This window comes from Pelomonas sp. BJYL3 (genome assembly GCF_027257975.1).
In the GTDB taxonomy this organism is placed as follows: domain Bacteria; phylum Pseudomonadota; class Gammaproteobacteria; order Burkholderiales; family Burkholderiaceae_C; genus Roseateles_B; species Roseateles_B flavus.
In genome coordinates, this window is record NZ_JANZKX010000001.1 from 1,040,364 (window position 1) to 1,056,105 (window position 15,742).

Genomic DNA, 15,742 nt, shown 5'->3' on the forward strand with positions numbered 1-15,742 from the left:
GCCTCAGTTCCCTTCGAGGAAGCGACGCACCAGCTCCAGCTGCGCCGGCACATTCAGCGCCGGGGCATGGCCGCAGCCCGCAATGGTGGCCACCGCCGCGCAGGGCCCGCGCACCCGCATGGCTTCGGCGGTCTCGACCAGCAGGAGGTCGGAGTCCTCGCCGCGCAGGCACAGCACGGGCAGGCTGAGGCTGTCCCACTCGGTCCAGCGCTCGTAGTCATCGGGCCGGGTGACGAACTGGCGCACCATGGCCGGGTCGTAGTGCGGCGTCACGCGGCCGTCGGGCAGGCGCCGCAGGGAGGTCTCGGTCAACAGGCGCCACTGCGCGTCGCTCAGCCAGCCATAGGGCTTGTAGACCTGGCGGAAGTACTGCTCCAGCTCGGTGACGGTGTCGAAGGCCTGCGGGTTGCCGGCATAGGCGCGGATGCGCGCGATGGCCGGCGCAGCCAGCGAGGGACCGTTGTCGTTCAGCACCAGTCGCTCGATGCGGCCGCGCAGCGTGGTCGCCGCGGCCAGCGTGCCGATGGCGCCGCCCATGGAGGTGCCCACCCAGTGGAAGCGCGTCAGCTGCAGCTGATCCACGAGTTCGGTGGCCAGCTGCACGTAGAACTCGAGGCAGTACTCGCGGTCCGGGTCGGGGCTCCATTGCGAGAGGCCGCGGCCCAGGGTGTCCGGGCAGATCACGCGGTAGCCGTCGCTGAGGAAGGCGGCCAGCGCGTCCATGTCCCGCCCCGTGCGGGCCAGGCCGTGCCAGGCAATCACCACGGGCGCACCGGCCGGCCCCCAGTCGGTGTAGTGGATCTCGCGGCCGGCGCAGCGCAGGTAGTGGGAGGTGAATCCCGGGGAGGTGACGCTCATGCCTGCTCCTTGCTCAGGGCCGCCAGCGCGCGGCGCGCGGCCCGCAGCCGCAGGCCGCCGACGATGCCGGCCGGGAAGTGATAGACCGCCAGCACGAAAAGCAGGCCCAGCCACAGCAGCCAGCGGTCCGGCGAGACCAGCTGCGCCAGCACGGGCACGCCCTCCACCGCCGTGGCGCCCAGGCGCATCAGGTCCTGCAGATAGGCTTGCGCGCCCATGAAGAGCACGCTGCCCACGACCGCGCCGTAGACGCTGCCCATGCCGCCGATCACGCAGATCAGCAGCACGTCCAGCATCAGCTCCAGGGAGAGCGAGGTGTCCGGCCCGTTGTAGCGCAGCCAGACGGCCAGCATGGCGCCGGCCAGGGTCGCGAACAGCGCCGCCAGCACATTGGCCCAGACACGGTAGACCACGGTCCGGTAGCCGATGGCCTCGGCCCGGAAGTCGTTCTCGCGGATGGCCTGCAGCACGCGGCCGAAGGGCGAGTTGACGATGCGCAGCAGCAGCAGGGTCAGCGCGAGGGTGCAGGCGCACAGCAGGTAGTAGGCCGCGAAGCGCCCGTCGATGCTGGCCCCGAGGAAGGGCTCTTCCAGGAACTCCGTGCCTGGCTGCAGCAGCTCGGGCACCTGGAAGCTGAGGCCGTCCTCGCCGCCGGTGAACTCGGACAGCTGCGAGGCCAGGCCCAGGAAGGCCGAGGCCACGGCCATGGTGATCATCGCGAAGAACAGCGCCTTGACCCGCAGCGAGAACAGCCCGACCAGCAGGGACAAGAGCAGGCTCAGGCCCAGGGCCGCGCCCACGCCCGCAGCCAGCGCCGGCCAGCCCGGCCCCATCTGGTTGCTGGCGATGGCCACGCCATAGGCCCCGATGCCGAAGAACAGCGTATGAGCGAAGCTGACGATGCCCGTGTAGCCCAGCAGCAGGTCGTAGCTGGCCACCAGCACGATGAACACGAGGATCTTGGCCGCCACGTTCAGCGCCTTGATGCCGGGAAAGAGAAAGGGCGTCAGCAGCAGGCCCAGCACGCAGGCCACCAGCAGCGCGGCCAGCAGGCGGCTGCGCGGCAGGTCATGGGAAAGCAGGGCGTGAATGAGGCTCATGCCTGTACTCCGAGTCGATCATCTGCACGGCGCCAACGCAACCATGCGGAGTCCGTGGATCCGGCTTTGCCGGGCCATCGGGCTCGCCCCCTTGAGGGGGCGCGCGAAGCGCGCAGGGGGTGGGTCATCGTGCCCCCACCGGATAGAGCCCCTGAGGCCGCCACATCAGCACCGCCACCATGAGCCCGATGCTGGAGAACAGCGCCGCCTTGGGGAACAGGAAGCCGCAGTAGTTGGCCATCAGCCCCACGGCCAGCGCGCCGACGAAGCAGCCCAGGGTCGAGCCCAGGCCGCCGATGATGATGACGATGAAGATCAGCGTGTTGACCTGCGCCCCGATCTGCGGCGTGACACCCTGCTGGTAAAGCCCCCACATCACCCCGCCCAGACCAGCCAGCGCCGAACCCGCGACGAAGACGGCCACGAAGAGCCGGCGGATGCGGTAGCCCAGGCTCTCCACCATCTCGCGGTCCTGCACGCCGGCGCGGATCAGCAGCCCGAGCTTGGTCCGGTTGAGCACCCACAGCAGGCCCGCGAACACCGCCAGGCCCAGCACCACGGCCAGCAGCCGGAACTTCTCGATGGCGACGTCACCCAGCAGCAGCGAACCGCGCAGACCCTCCGGCACCGGCAGCGGCACCAGCTGCGCGCCCCACAGCAGCTTGATGCATTCCTCGCCGATGATCATGCCGCCCATGGTGATCAGGATCTGCTTGAGATGCATGCCGTAGACCGGCCGCACCAGCACGCGCTCGAAGACCAGGCCCGCCGCGCCGGCCACCGCCATGCCGGCCAGGCTGGCCAGGCCCACGGCCACGAGGTTGGCGGCCAGACTGCTGCCCTCGCCCGTCCAGGCGCTCATGCCGCCCATCACCGTGGTGGCCATGAAGGCGCCCAGGGCGATGAACACGCCGTGGCCGAAGTTCAGCACGTCCATCAGGCCGAAGACCAGGGTCAGGCCCGAGGCGATGATGAAGATGATCAGGCCCATGGCCAGGCCAGCCAGGGTCAGGGTGGCCCAGCTGGAGGCGCTGCCCATCAGCGGCAGGGCCAGGGCCATCAGGCCCAGCAGCAGGACCAGCGGCTGCCAGTCCACGTTCAGGCGCGGGCCGGCCGCGCGCGCGGGCGCACCCGCGGTCGTCATGGGGATGCTCATGCGTCCCTCCTCATTGATGCGCCGCCAGCGACAGCCCCAGCAGCCGCTGCTGCAGGGCCTCGTCGGCGGCCAGGTCGGCCATGCGGCCGGCGTGGACCACGCGGCCGTCGTCCATCACCGCCACGCTGTCACCCAGCTGGCGGGCCATGTGGAAGTTCTGCTCCACCAGCAGCACCGTCGTGCGGCTGCGCTTGAGCGCCTGCAGGGATTCGATCAGGTTCTGCACGATGGCCGGCGCCAGCCCCTTGGAAGGCTCGTCGATCAGCAGCAGGCGGCGCGGCTCGATCAGGGCACGGGCGATGGCCAGCATCTGCTTCTGCCCGCCCGAGAGCTTGCCCGCCGGGTAGTGCCAGAACTTCTTCAGCGCCGGGAAGAGGCCGAAGAGCCAGTCCAGGCGCTCGCCGTCCAGCTGCTCGATGCGGCGGGCCTCGCGGGCCGCCAGCAGCAGGTTCTCCGCCACGCTGAGCGCGCCGAAGATGCCCATGTTCTCGGGCACGTAGGCAATGCTGCGGCGGGCGATCTCCGGCGTGGCCAGCTGCGCGCCGGGGCCGCCGATGGCCTGGCCGTCCAGCAAGACCTGACCCTTGCTCGCCTGCCACAGGCCCATGATGCTGCGCAGCGTGGTGGTCTTGCCGGCGCCGTTGCGGCCCAGCAGCAGGGTCAGCTCGCCCTCGGGCACCACCAGGTCCACGCCATGCAGGATGTGATACGCGCCGATGTGGGTCTGCACCCCGCGCAGTTCGAGCAGGGCCTTCATGCCGCGACCTCCTCGGCACCGTCCGCCACCACCGCTGCGGCCACGCCCAGGTAGGCCTCCTGCACCACCGGCAGGGCCATGACCTCGGCCGGCGCGCCGTCCGCCACCAGGGCGCCCTGGTGCAGCACGATGACGCGGTCCGCCAGCTCGCGCACCACGTCCATCTTGTGCTCGACCAGCAGGATGGTGTGCCGCCCTTCCCGCTTGAGCTCGCGGATCAGGTCCAGCACCACCGGCACCTCGTCCACGCTCATCCCGGCGGTGGGCTCGTCGAACATGAAGACCTTGGGCTGCAGCGCCATCAGCACCGCCACCTCGAGCTTGCGCTGGTCGCCATGCGGCAGGCTGGCGGCCAGGGCGCCCGATTTGGACGCCAGCCGCACCCGCTCCAGCAGCGCCATCGACTCCTCGATCAGCGCCCTGTGATTCACCCACACCGACAGCATCTTCAGGCCCAGGCCCTGGCGCGCCTGCACCGCCAGCCGCACGTTCTCCAGCACCGGCAGGTGCGGGAACAGCTGCGTCAGCTGAAAGGCCCGCCCCAGCCCCTTGCGCGTGCGCAGCGGCGCCGACAGCGCGCTCAGATCCTCGCCATCAAGCAAGACCTGACCCTCACTCGCCGGCAACTGCCCCGAGATCAGGTTGAAATAGGTCGTCTTGCCCGCCCCGTTGGGCCCCACGATGGCCGTCAGCGAGCCCGGCGCGAACGCGCAGGAGACGTGATCGACAGCCACATGCCCGCCGAACCGTATCGTCAGATTCCGAGTTTCAAGCACAAACACAGCTCCAATTCCGAAGTGCACCATCCCCAGCTTCCAGAGCCCGAGGCGTAGCGAGCGGACGCTGGACTAGGCGCGGGGGGGTCCCAAAGACCGGAGCGACCTTGAGGGTCGTGAGGATCTTTGGGAGGACCCGCAACGACGGCCAGCGTTCGCGCAGTAGCCGAGCCGCGAGCGGACGCTGGACTAGGCGCGGGGGGCCCCAAGACCGGAGCGACCTTGAGGGTCGTGAGGATCTTTGGGAGGACCCGCAACGACGGCCAGCGTTCGCGCAGCAGCCGAGCGCAGCGCAGCTGCCGAGCGAGTCAGCGTTTATTGCGCAGGGGGACGTTCATTTCCTCCGGCTTGATCTCCCGCACCAGCTCCGGCACCCCCCACTCAAACGCCTTGTCCACCTTGATGCGGAAGTGGTACATGGACTGCATCGCCTGATGGTCTTCTGGCCTGAAAGTCATGCGGCCCTTGGGCGTCTCGAAGCTCATGCCTTCCATGGCCTTGATCAGCTTGTTGGTGCCGGTCTCGCCGCCCGTCTTCTTGAGGGCTTCCACGAGGGCGATGGCCGCCGTCATGCCGCCCGCAGTGAAGAAGTCCGGCGGCGACTTGAACTGCTTGTAATGGTTGGCCACCAGCCATTCATTGACCGGGTTCTTGGGCATGCCGAAGTAGTAGTAGCTGGCGCCCTCCATGCCGGGGAACTGCTTGTAGGCCACCATGGCCGGCAGGATGTTGCCGCCCGTGGCGATCTCGATGCCGTAGCGCTTCAGGTCCAGGTCGGCGATCTTGAACGGATTGCCGCCGCCGGCCCAGATGATGAAGATCACCTTGCGGCCGGGCTGGTCCTTGAGCTTGTCGATCAGGCGCTGGGCGCCGGCGGTGAAGTCCGTCGTGTTGGTGGGCAGGTACTCCTCGTGCACCAGCCTGGCCTTCTTGATCGCGTCCTTGAAGGCCTTCACGCCGTCGCGGCCGAAGGCGTAGTCCTGGGCCAGGGTGGCGATCACGGTGCCGGGCTTGTCCAGGGCGACCGCGTTGGCGATGGCGTCCTGCGAGCTGTTGCGGCCGGTGCGGAAGATGTACTTGTTCCACTTCTCGCCGGTGATGGCGTCGGCCACCGCGGGCTCCACCAGCAGGATCTTCTTGTACTCCTCGGCCACGGGCAGCAGGGCCAGGGCCACGCCGCTGGACGAGGGGCCGACGGCGATGTCGGCCTTGTCGTCGCCGTAGGCCGCGGCCAGCAGGCTCTTGCCCACGTCGGGCTTGCCCTGGTCGTCCTTCTCGATCACCACCAGCTTCTTCCCGTTGACGGTCATGGTGCCGCCGGTGGCGTAGTCCAGGCCCATCATCAGGCCGGTCTGCGTCTGCTTGCCGTAGGCCTCCAGCGGGCCGGTCTTGGAGTAGACGTGGGCGATGCGGATCTCGTTGCCGGCGGCCTGCGCAGGCAGGGCCAGCAGGGCACAGGCGCCGATCAGGGCAAGGCTCGCCGCACGGCGGTGGATGAGGGGCATGTCGTGTCTCCTGTTGTGGTGCTGCCCGAAGTCTGCGCCCGGGCCTGGCCATCATGGTGCAAGGCCCGTGCCTGACGCAGCCCCGGAGACGCCACAGCCCGCACAAACTCGCGTAAACCCCGAGCGGCAGCCCCCGCAGGGGCCCTGCCCTGCGCCCTACCATCCGGGCCGGCGGCTGCGTCATGGGCCGTGGACCCGCGCCCACCGGGCGCACCCAGGCTGGACCATGACCGATTCATGGACAGCGCTGTTCAATCTTCAAACACAAGACCCTGGCTGTCTGCCTCGCAGACAGCAGGGCCCCAGCGGGAGGCGTGGCGATGAATGCAACGGTGCCGAGGCGTCAGGTCTTGCGTCAGGGGCTGGCCGCCGGACTGGGCCTGGGCGCAGGACTGGGGCTCGGGCTGGGCAGCGCGCAGGCGGCCCCCGCGCGTACCCCCGCATCCCTGGACAGGATGGACCGCTATGCCCGGCAGTGGCTGAAGGACCAGCAGATGCCCGGCCTGGCGCTGGCTCTGCTGCAGGACGGCGAACCCCTCTACGCCCGCGGCCTGGGCTGGGGCGACGTGGGGCACCAGCGCCCCGTCACCGAAGACCTGCGCTTCGACATCTGCTCCCTCTCCAAGCCCCTGCTGTGCTGCGCCGCACAGCTGATGGTGGAGGAGGGGCAGCTGCGCCTGGAGCAGCGCCTGGCCGATCTCATCGAGGACCTGCCCGCGTCCTGGCAGGCCATCACGCTGCAGCAGCTGATGCAGCACACAGCCGGCCTGCCCAAGAACGTCGACTTCAGCGACCCCGAGGTGCAGGCCCTCTTCCCACGCAACTATGGCGAGCAGGAGTGGCTGCCCATCGTCCGGCGCCAGCCCCTGCTGAGCCCGCCCGGGCAGCGCTGCCACTACAGCAACATCGGCTACAACCTGCTGGCCAGCGCCCTCGGCCGCCTGGCGGGCCGCCCCTATGAGCAGGTGCTGGCGCAGCGGCTCTTCGAACCGCTGGGCATGACGAGCGCACGGCTGATGGCGCCCACCCCCGGCTTCGCGGACATGGCCGCCCCCCACCAGCGCCGCCCCGGTGGCATCGTCGACATCGGTGCCGAGCAGCCGCCCGGCGTGCGCAGCTGGATGGCGGCCGGCTGCGGCGGCTTCGAGATGAGCCTGCGGGACATGATCCAGTGGGAGCGCGCGCTGCAGGGCTGGGGCCCCTACAAGCCTTACCGGGCCGTGTTCGAGAAGCTCTGGGCCCAGGGCGTGCCCACCGAGCAGGGTCATGCCTACGGCCTGGGCTGGAACTTCCAGCGCGACCCGGCCGGCCGGCTGCAGGTCTGGCACGAGGGCCAGAGCGAGGGCTTCTCGGTGCGCTTCGAGCGCTTCCCCGAGCAGGGCCGGGCCCTCATCCTGCTGGGCAACCTGGGCGACTTCAAACCCGAGGACCTGGGCCGCGCGCTCCGGGACATGGTGTGGAAGGCTCGCGCGTGAGCCGCCCCATGACCCTTGGCCGCGCCGCCCGGCTTCACTAGAGTCGCCCCATGAGCCTCCTCCACACCCCCCGACTGCGCCTGGAACCCATGGTCCCCGCCCATCGCCTGGGCCTGAACCGCCTGAACAGCGACCCGGTGGTGATGCGCTACCTCAGCGGCCGCCCCGAGACGCAGGAGGAGACCGACGCCGTCATCGAGCGCGTGCAGGCCCGCTGGGCGGCGCACGGCTTCTCGTGGTGGAGCTTCATCGAGCTGGACAGCGGGGAGATCATCGGCGCCGGCTGCATCCAGCACCTGGGCCGCATCGTGGGCGAGCCCCTGGAGATCGGCTGGCGGCTGCGTCAGGACCGCTGGGGCCGCGGCCTGGCCAGCGAGGCCGCGCAGGCCATGGGCGACTTCGCCTTCCGCACCCAGCCCATCGAGCTGCTGGTCTCGGTCTGCCATCCCGACAACGAGAACTCCTGGCGCGTGATGGAGCGGCTCGGCATGCGCGACGTGGGCCTGAGTCGCGCCTATGACATGGACGTGCGCCGCTACGAGATCAGCCGCGCGGAGTGGGCGGTGCGGGCTGCCGCACGGCTCGCGCGCTGAGCCCCATCAGGCGTCCCCGAGCAACGGCAGCTTGTCGTACAGCGAGGCGCGGGACATGCGCAGCAGCTTGGCCGCGGCGAGCTTGTTGCCGCCGGTCGCGCGCAGGGCCGCGCGCAGGGCGGCTCGCTCCAGTTCGGCGATCTGTTCGGAGAGGGGGCGCAGCAGGCGCGGGTCGTCCGGACTGGGCTCGGCCAGCAACGCGGCACCGGGACGATCGCCGGGAGCGGCGGCCACGCTGCGTGCCGCGGCGCCGGCGGCATGCTTCAGATAGGGCGCCAGCTGCGCGGACTGCAGCAGCATCTCGTCCCCCATGAGGCAGGCCTGCTCCAGCACATTGCGCAGCTCGCGGATGTTGCCGGGCCAGTCCTGGCGCATCAGCAGCTCCAGGGCGTCGGGCGCCAGGCTGCGCGAGGCCATGCCGGCGCGGCGGACGATGTCCTCCAGCAGGGCCTCGGCGAGGGCCTCGATGTCGTCCAGGCGCTCGCGCAGGGGCGGCACGCGCAGGGGCAGCACATTGAGGCGGTAGAAGAGGTCGGCGCGGAACTCGCCGCGCGCCACCATGGCCGGCAGGTCGCGGCTGGTGGCGGCGATCACGCGCACGTCGACACGGATCACGGTATTGCTGCCCAGCGGCTCCAGTTCCTGCTCCTGCAGCACGCGCAGCAGCTTGCTCTGCAGCGGCAGGGGCATGTCGCCGATCTCGTCCAGGAACAGCGTGCCGCCGTCCGCCAGCTTGAACTTGCCCTCGCGGCCCTTGCGGTCGGCGCCGGTGTAGGCGCCCGGCGCCACGCCGAAGAACTCGGCCTCCAGCAGGGTCTCGGGCACGGCGGCGATGTTGAGGCTCACCAGCGGCTTGGCCGCGCGCGGCGAGGCCGTGTGGATGGCATGGGCCAGCAGCTCCTTGCCGGTGCCGGTCTCGCCCAGCAGCAGCACGGTGGCGTCGGACAGGGCCGCGCGGCGCGCCTGGCGCTTGATCTCCAGCGCAGGCCCGCTGCTGCCCACGAAGCTGGCGATGCTGTACTTGGGCCGGCGGTTGCGCACCTGCTCGGCGGCCAGCTGGCGGCGGGTCTCGTCCAGCTCCTGCTGCAGGCGGCTGAACTTGGCGATCAGCGGCTGCATGGTGGTCTCGGGATGGTCCAGCAGGACCATGCCCACCGCGCCGATCACCGCGCCGGAATCGTCACGCAGGGGCAGGCGGCTGACCAGAAAGGTGCCGGCCTTGTTGGTCAGCAGGTCCACCAGCATGGGCTGGCCCTGGTCCACCACCTGGGCCATCAGGGTGTTGGGCACCACCTCCTCGACGCGGCGGCCCACGAACTCGGTCTCGTCGCCAAAGCCCAGGGCGGGCAGGAAGCGCTTGTAGCCGTCGGAGATCCAGACGATGCGGTGCTGGCGGTCCACCACCATCATGCCCTCCACCGCCTGGGCGAAGACCTCGAACATGGACTGCGCGGCGAGGCGCAGCACGCCATCGGCGTCTTGGGGCAGAAGGGGCAGGTTCATCGGGTGCGGTACTGCTGCAACGGGACCAGCGGGGGACTGTAGCGCCCGGGCCGGCGCTTGACGGCGCCGGCGGGCACGGGGTTTACCCGGCCGGCCGCTGCGCCAGGGCAAGGCGGGTGCCGGGCGCCCGTTGCACAATGCCGCCCCATGAGTACCGCCGCCCCTTCGGACAACGCCAACCTCTTCAGCGCCCTGCGCGCCGCCTTCCCCGCGGACCTCGACGCCTGCGCCATCGAATGCGCCGACGGCGAGCACCTCCGCTACAGCTGGCGGGACCTGGAGCGTGGCACGGCCATGATGGCCAATCTGCTGGACTCGCTGGACCTGCCGCCCGCCAGCCGCATCGCCGTGCAGACCGAGAAGAGCGTCGAGGCCCTGATGCTCTACCTGGCCGTGCTGCGCGCCGGCCACGTCTACCTGCCGCTCAACACCGCCTACCAGGCCGCGGAGCTCGAGTACTTCATCGGCAACGCGGAGCCGGCCGTGGTGGTCTGCGCCGGGCGGCATTTCGGCTGGGTGTCCAAGCTGGCCTTCCTGGCCGGCACGCAGCGGGTCTTCACCCTCAACGAGGACCGCACCGGCACCCTGCTGGACCGGGCCTCGCAGATGAGCGACGTGCACACGCCGGTGGCCAGGCAGGCCGGCGACCTGGCCGCCATCCTCTACACCAGCGGCACCACCGGCCGCAGCAAGGGCGCCATGCTGAGCCATGGCAACCTGCTCTCCAATGCTCGCGTGCTGCAGCAGGCCTGGGGCTGGCGCACGGGGGATGTGCTGATCCACGCCCTGCCCATCTTCCATGTGCACGGCCTCTTCGTGGCCTCGCACGGCGCCCTGCTCAACGGCAGCAAGATGATCTGGTTCAGCCGCTTCGAGCCGCGCGCCGTGATCCAGCGCCTGCCGGAGGCCACCGTCTTCATGGGCGTGCCCACGCTCTATGTCCGCCTGCTCGCCGAGGCCTCGCTCACGCGCGAGGCCTGTGCCCGCATGCGGCTCTTCATCAGCGGCTCCGCGCCCCTGCTGATCGAGACCTTCCGCGACTGGCAGCAGCGCACCGGCCACACCATCCTGGAACGCTACGGCATGAGCGAGACCATCATGCTGACGTCCAACCCCTGGGAGGGCGGCGAACGCGTCGGCGGCACCGTGGGGCCGGCCCTGCCCGGCGTGGGCCTGCGCATCATCGACGACGCCGGTCGGCCCTGCGCGCCCGGCGAGATCGGCCACATCCAGGTGCGCGGCCCCAACGTCTTCGCCGGCTACTGGCGCATGCCCGAGAAGACGGCCGAGGAGTTCACCCCCGACGGCTGGTTCAAGACCGGTGACGTCGGCCAGCAGGACGCCGCGGGCTATGTGCGCATCGTGGGCCGCAGCAAGGACCTCATCATCACGGGCGGCTACAACGTCTACCCGGCGGAGGTCGAGGGCTTTCTCAACGAGCTGCCCGGCGTACTGGAGTCCGCCGTGGTGGGCGTGCCCCACCCGGACTTCGGCGAGGGCGTGATCGCGATCGTCGTGCCGCGCCCCGGCCGGCCGCCCGAGCCGCAGGCCCTGATCGATGCGCTGAAGGCCCGCATCGCCAACTTCAAGGTACCCAAGGCCGTGTTCGTGCAGTCCGAGCTGCCGCGCAATGCCATGGGCAAGGTGCAGAAGAACCTGCTGCGGGCCCAGCACCAGGCCCTGTTCGGCAAGACCTGACCCCGCGCTGCCGGCGCCAGGCGCTCAGCGCTTCTTGAAGAGCTTGCCCAGGGCCTCGCCAGCCTGGCGCGCGGTCTCGCCGGTGGACTCCAGCGCGCGGTCAAAGAAGAAGGAGGCCTTGAGCCGCTGCTGCAGGGCCTTGGCCACCTGGGCGCCCAGCTCGCCGCCGCTCAGCCCGCCCTCGGCACGGCCGAGATCGCGCAGGTCCATCTCCGGCAGCTTGAGGCTCACCGTCCGCCCCTGCATGAAGGCCGCGCTGGCCTGGGCCTGGGGCCGCAGCAGCTGGAAGCGCTCGACGATGAACTTCTTCGGCGCGGCGCCCGAGGCCGAGGGCTGCGGCGCACCGCTCTGCAGCTGGCGCGCCAGATGGGTCTGCAGCGCCTCGATATTGGTCTGGGTGGCGCCCTTCTCGTAGATCACGTCCGGTGCCTCGATCTCCACGGCGTTGATCAGGATCACCGGCTGCGTCAGCGTGCTGACGTCCACCTGCACCCGCACCCGCCGGACCTGCAGCAGGTGCGGCGTCCTGAAGCCCGGCGGATTGCCGATGACCAGGCCGCGCAGCTCACCGGCACCCGTGCGCGGATCGATGTGCACGCCCTGCAGCTCGATGGGGGCGCCGATCAGGGCGCTGCCCTGCTCCACGATGGCCCGGTGCACCAGGCGGTCCAGATTGCCATGCAGCCACCAAAGGCCTGCCGCGATCGCCAGGGCCAGCAGCACCAGCAGGGCGAAGCCGCCCAGGATCCATTTCTTCAAGCTCATACCTCGCGCGTCGCGGCCCTTGCCTTCACTGGCGCTCATGCTAGCGGGTCGACGGCCTCCAGGCGGGAAGGCAGGGTCTGCAGCGACAGCCAGGGCGCCTCGAGCTGCCAGTCCAGCAGCCAGCCGGCCAGCGCCTCCGCCGGCATGGGCCGCCCGATGCCGTAGCCCTGCATCAGCCGGCAGCCCTGCTGCAGCAGGATGCGGCCATGCTCCAGGGTCTCGACGCCCTCGGCCACCACGTCCATGCGGAAGGCACGGGCCATGCGGATCACGCCCTCGACGATGCCCATGTCATCGGCGTTGCCCAGCATGCCGCGCACGAAGCTCTGGTCGATCTTGAGGGTCTGCACCGGCAGCTTGCGCAGGTAGGTGAGCGAGGAGTAGCCGGTGCCGAAATCGTCCAGCGCGAAGCGCACGCCCAGATCGCCGCAGCGCTTCAGGATGGCGACGGCCGCGTCCATGTCCTCGATCTGCGCCGTCTCCAGCACCTCCAGCTCGAACTGCCGGGGCGGCTGGCCCGGATGGCGCTGCAGGGCCTCGGCCAGCTTGTCGTGGAAATCGGGCTGCTGCAGATGGGCTGCGCTGACGTTCACGCTCACCCGCAGGTCCAGGCCCTGCTCGCGCCAGCGCTGGGCCTGGCTCAGCGCCTCCTCGATCACCCACTCGCCCACGGCCAGCTCCAGGCTGCTGGACTGCAGCTGGGGCAGGAACTCACCCGGCGGCACCAGGCCGCGGCCCGGGCAGTTCCAGCGGATCAGGGCCTCCACGCCCAGCAGGCGGCCGTCCACCAGGTCCACCTTGGGCTGGTAGTGCAGCACGAACTCGCGCGCCTCCAGGGCCTGCTGCAGACGCAGCAGGAACTCGCGGTGGGACTGGGCGCGGCGGTCGCTGACCGGGTCGAAGAGCTGGTAGCGGTTCTTGCCGGCTTCCTTGGCCAGGTACATGGCCTGGTCGGCGTGGCGCATCAGGGTGTCGGCATCGGCGTTGTCATTCGGGAAGAGGCTCACGCCGATGCTCACCGTCACCCGCAGCTCCAGGCCCTCGATGCGCAGGGGCTGCTGGACGGTCTGCAGCAGGCGGTCCAGCACCAGGGTGCAGTCCAGCTCGCTGCTGATGTCGGTGAGCAGGATCACGAATTCGTCGCCGCCCAGCCGGGCCAGGGTGTCCTCGGCGCGCAGCACCTGGGTCATGCGCTGCGTCACCTCGATCAGCAGCCGGTCGCCCACGGCATGGCCATGGGCGTCATTGACGACCTTGAAGCCGTCCAGGTCCAGGAAGCAGACGGCCAGGCTGCTCTCGCTGCGGGCGGCGCGCGCCAGGGCCTGGTGAAGGCGGTCCACCAGCAGGCGGCGGTTGGGCACGCCGGTGAGCGGGTCGAAGTGGGCGATGCGGTGCAGCTCGGCCTCGTGGCTCTTGATCTGGCTGATGTCGGAGAACACGCCGATGTAGTGCTGCACCACGCCCTTGGCGTCGCGCACGCAGGAGATGGTCAGCAGCTCGGCATAGATCTCGCCGTTGCGGCGGCGGTTCCAGATCTCGCCGCGCCAGACGTCGTGCGCGGCGAGGGCGCGCCACATCTCGCGGTAGAACTCGGGGCCCTGGCGGCCCGAAGACAGAATCCGGGGGCTCTGCCCCTGCGCCTCCTCCGCGCTGTAGCCGGTGATGTGGCAGAAGGCGGCGTTGACCTTGGTGATGCGCATCTGGGGGTCCACCATCATGATGCCCTCCAGGCTGCTGTCGAAGACCATGGCGGCCTCCCGCAGCGCCAGCTCCAGCTGCTTGCGCTCGGTGATGTCCGTGTGCGTGCCCGACATCATCAACGGCCGGCCCTCGGCATCGCGGCTGACCACGCGGCCCGAGGTGCGGATCCATCGCCATTCGCCCTCCCTGGTGCGGCAGCGCATTTCCATCTCGTGGGCGTGCGTCTCGCCGGCCAGGTGCTGCTGCACGGAGGCCATCACCTGCGGGAAGTCGTCGGGATGCACCAGCCGGGGCCAGTTCTCCACCGAGACGTCGACCTCGCCCGGCTCGTAGCCCAGCATGGTCTCCCAGCGCGCGCTGACCTGGAACTCGTTGGTCTGCACGTTCCAGTCCCAGTAGCCAAGGTCCGAGCCTTCGAGCACGCGGCTGAGCTGGGCCTCGCGCAGCGCCAGGGCCAGCTCGGCGCGCTTGCGATCGCCGATGTCCTGCACCGTGCCGACCAGGCGGATCACCGCGCCGTCCTCGTCGAGAATCGCCCGCCCGCGGGCGGTGATCCATGTCCGGCTGCCGTCCGTCCTCAGGACTTCGGCGTCCACCTCATAGGGCGTGCCGTCCGAGAGCGCTCGGCGCACCGCCGCCTCGATGGCCGCCCATCCCGGGGGCGTGAAATAGTGGGAGACCTCCGGCACGACGGCAGGCCCCAGTGCCGGGTCCCGCCCGTAGATGCGGAAGACTTCCGGCGACCATTGGTGCTGGTCCCGGGTCACGTCCCAGGACCAGTTGCCCACATGGGCCAGCGCCTGGGCCTCCCGCATGGCGGCGGCCGCCTCGCTCAGGGCCTGCTCACGACGCGCCTCGCCGCTGACGTCCCGCGAGATGCCGAAGAGCCCGCGCACCGCGCCGGCCTCATCGCGCCAGGGCCCCTTGGTCACATGGAAGACCAGGGCCTCGCCCGCCTGGGTGCGCAAGGACTCCTCATGGTTGCTGGTCAGGCCCGAGGCCATGACCGCCTCGTCCCGGGCGCGGATCATGCGGGCGGACTCCGCCGGGAAGATGTCGGCATCCGTGCGCCCCTGGATGGCGTCGCGGGGCAGGCCCACAAAGCCCGCGGCGGCCTCGTTGACCATCAGATAGCGGCCCTGCGCGTCCTTCACGAAGACGGCGTCGGTGGTGCCGTCCACCACCGCGGCCAGCAGCTGACGGTTGGCCGCCATGGCCTGCAGGCTGGCGCGCAGGCGCCCCGCCAGGAGGCTCACGGCCAGGTTGTTGCCCAGCAGGAACATCAGCTGCAGCCCGTCCAGCGCCTGCAGCTGGGCCCAGCCGCCGCGCAGCTTCCACAGGGTCAGCAGGGCGGCCAGCAGGGATGTGAGGGTCGCGAAGAGGCCCGGCCCCAGGCCGCCCAGCATGGCGCTGAGCATCACAGGCAGCATGAAGAGCCCGACCAGAAGCCGCCCGTCCAGCGCGGGGCCCAGGGCCAGGTACGCCCCCATCGCCGACAGGCTCAGCACCAGGGCCAGCAGGTACCAGGGCACCGCGGACTGCGCGCCGGCCCGCATCGCCCAGGAGGTCTCGCGTTCCTGCGCCCCGATCATGGGCACGGTGCGCAGTGCCAGGTACAGCAGGGCGGCCGTCACGAAGACGAAGAAGAAACCCTTGGCTGTGGCGGCGGCGAGACGCTGCGGCTCGTCGACCAGCAGCTCCAGCGCACGGTCCGAGAAGAAGATCCACAGCAGGGCGAAGGCAAGGTAGGCCAGACAGACCAGTCCTGCGTGGCGCGCTTGCACCGGCGACGCCCGGAGCGCACGCCTGAACCATCCCGTCATTGCCTGAAGCCTCCCACCGGTCGGGTCATGAC

12 protein-coding genes are annotated in these 15,742 nt (G+C 70.3%); 3 read left to right on the forward strand and 9 right to left on the reverse strand.

Features of this window, described 5'->3' with window-relative positions; all coding sequences use genetic code 11:
* Nucleotides 1-3 precede the first annotated feature (3 nt).
* From O9Y01_RS04625 to O9Y01_RS04650, 6 genes are all read right to left on the reverse strand, one after another.
* On the reverse strand, nucleotides 4-858 hold the full coding sequence (locus O9Y01_RS04625) for an alpha/beta fold hydrolase (protein ID WP_269630302.1): 855 nt from the start codon (nucleotides 856-858) through the stop codon (nucleotides 4-6).
* Nucleotides 855-1,958 (reverse strand): branched-chain amino acid ABC transporter permease, encoded by a 1,104-nt coding sequence (locus O9Y01_RS04630; protein ID WP_269630303.1) that lies wholly within the window; start codon nucleotides 1,956-1,958, stop codon nucleotides 855-857. Before O9Y01_RS04630 ends, O9Y01_RS04625 begins: the two co-directional genes overlap by 4 nt.
* Before the next feature lie 124 nt (nucleotides 1,959-2,082).
* Complete coding sequence (locus O9Y01_RS04635) at nucleotides 2,083-3,018, reverse strand: branched-chain amino acid ABC transporter permease (RefSeq protein ID WP_442952716.1); 936 nt, start codon at nucleotides 3,016-3,018, stop codon at nucleotides 2,083-2,085.
* 106 nt (nucleotides 3,019-3,124) lie between these two features.
* Nucleotides 3,125-3,871, reverse strand: a complete 747-nt coding sequence (locus tag O9Y01_RS04640; RefSeq protein WP_269630304.1) for an ABC transporter ATP-binding protein — start codon at nucleotides 3,869-3,871, stop codon at nucleotides 3,125-3,127.
* A complete protein-coding gene (locus O9Y01_RS04645) occupies nucleotides 3,868-4,647 on the reverse strand; it encodes an ABC transporter ATP-binding protein (RefSeq protein WP_269630305.1) in 780 nt (259 codons plus the stop codon). Before O9Y01_RS04645 ends, O9Y01_RS04640 begins: the two co-directional genes overlap by 4 nt.
* A gap of 308 nt (nucleotides 4,648-4,955) precedes the next feature.
* Entirely contained in the window at nucleotides 4,956-6,152 is a 1,197-nt protein-coding gene (locus tag O9Y01_RS04650; RefSeq protein WP_269630306.1) for a substrate-binding domain-containing protein, read from the reverse strand.
* Nucleotides 6,153-6,472: 320 nt separating this feature from the next.
* Between O9Y01_RS04650 and O9Y01_RS04655 the strand changes: the two genes are divergently transcribed.
* Together O9Y01_RS04655 and O9Y01_RS04660 are read left to right on the forward strand one after the other, a co-directional pair.
* Nucleotides 6,473-7,627 (forward strand): serine hydrolase domain-containing protein, encoded by a 1,155-nt coding sequence (locus O9Y01_RS04655; RefSeq protein ID WP_269630307.1) that lies wholly within the window; start codon nucleotides 6,473-6,475, stop codon nucleotides 7,625-7,627.
* 50 nt (nucleotides 7,628-7,677) lie between these two features.
* Nucleotides 7,678-8,220 (forward strand): GNAT family N-acetyltransferase, encoded by a 543-nt coding sequence (locus O9Y01_RS04660; RefSeq protein ID WP_269630308.1) that lies wholly within the window; start codon nucleotides 7,678-7,680, stop codon nucleotides 8,218-8,220.
* Nucleotides 8,221-8,226: 6 nt separating this feature from the next.
* Here the strand turns inward: O9Y01_RS04660 and O9Y01_RS04665 are convergent, their stop codons facing one another.
* Nucleotides 8,227-9,723, reverse strand: coding sequence for a sigma-54 interaction domain-containing protein (locus O9Y01_RS04665; protein WP_269630309.1), 1,497 nt, complete (start codon nucleotides 9,721-9,723; stop codon nucleotides 8,227-8,229).
* A gap of 147 nt (nucleotides 9,724-9,870) precedes the next feature.
* Here O9Y01_RS04665 and O9Y01_RS04670 point away from each other — a divergent pair, with 147 nt between their 5' ends.
* Nucleotides 9,871-11,421, forward strand: a complete 1,551-nt coding sequence (locus O9Y01_RS04670; RefSeq protein ID WP_269630310.1) for a malonate--CoA ligase — start codon at nucleotides 9,871-9,873, stop codon at nucleotides 11,419-11,421.
* 24 nt (nucleotides 11,422-11,445) lie between these two features.
* On the opposite strand, the gene O9Y01_RS04675 is transcribed toward O9Y01_RS04670, so the two are convergent.
* Entirely contained in the window at nucleotides 11,446-12,186 is a 741-nt protein-coding gene (locus O9Y01_RS04675) for a hypothetical protein (protein ID WP_269630311.1), read from the reverse strand.
* Between the two features lie 35 nt (nucleotides 12,187-12,221).
* Nucleotides 12,222-15,671 carry an EAL domain-containing protein gene (locus O9Y01_RS04680; RefSeq protein WP_269630312.1) on the reverse strand — a complete coding sequence of 1,150 codons (3,450 nt, stop codon included), beginning with the start codon at nucleotides 15,669-15,671 and terminating at the stop codon, nucleotides 12,222-12,224.
* Between the last annotated feature and the right edge of the window lie 71 nt (nucleotides 15,672-15,742).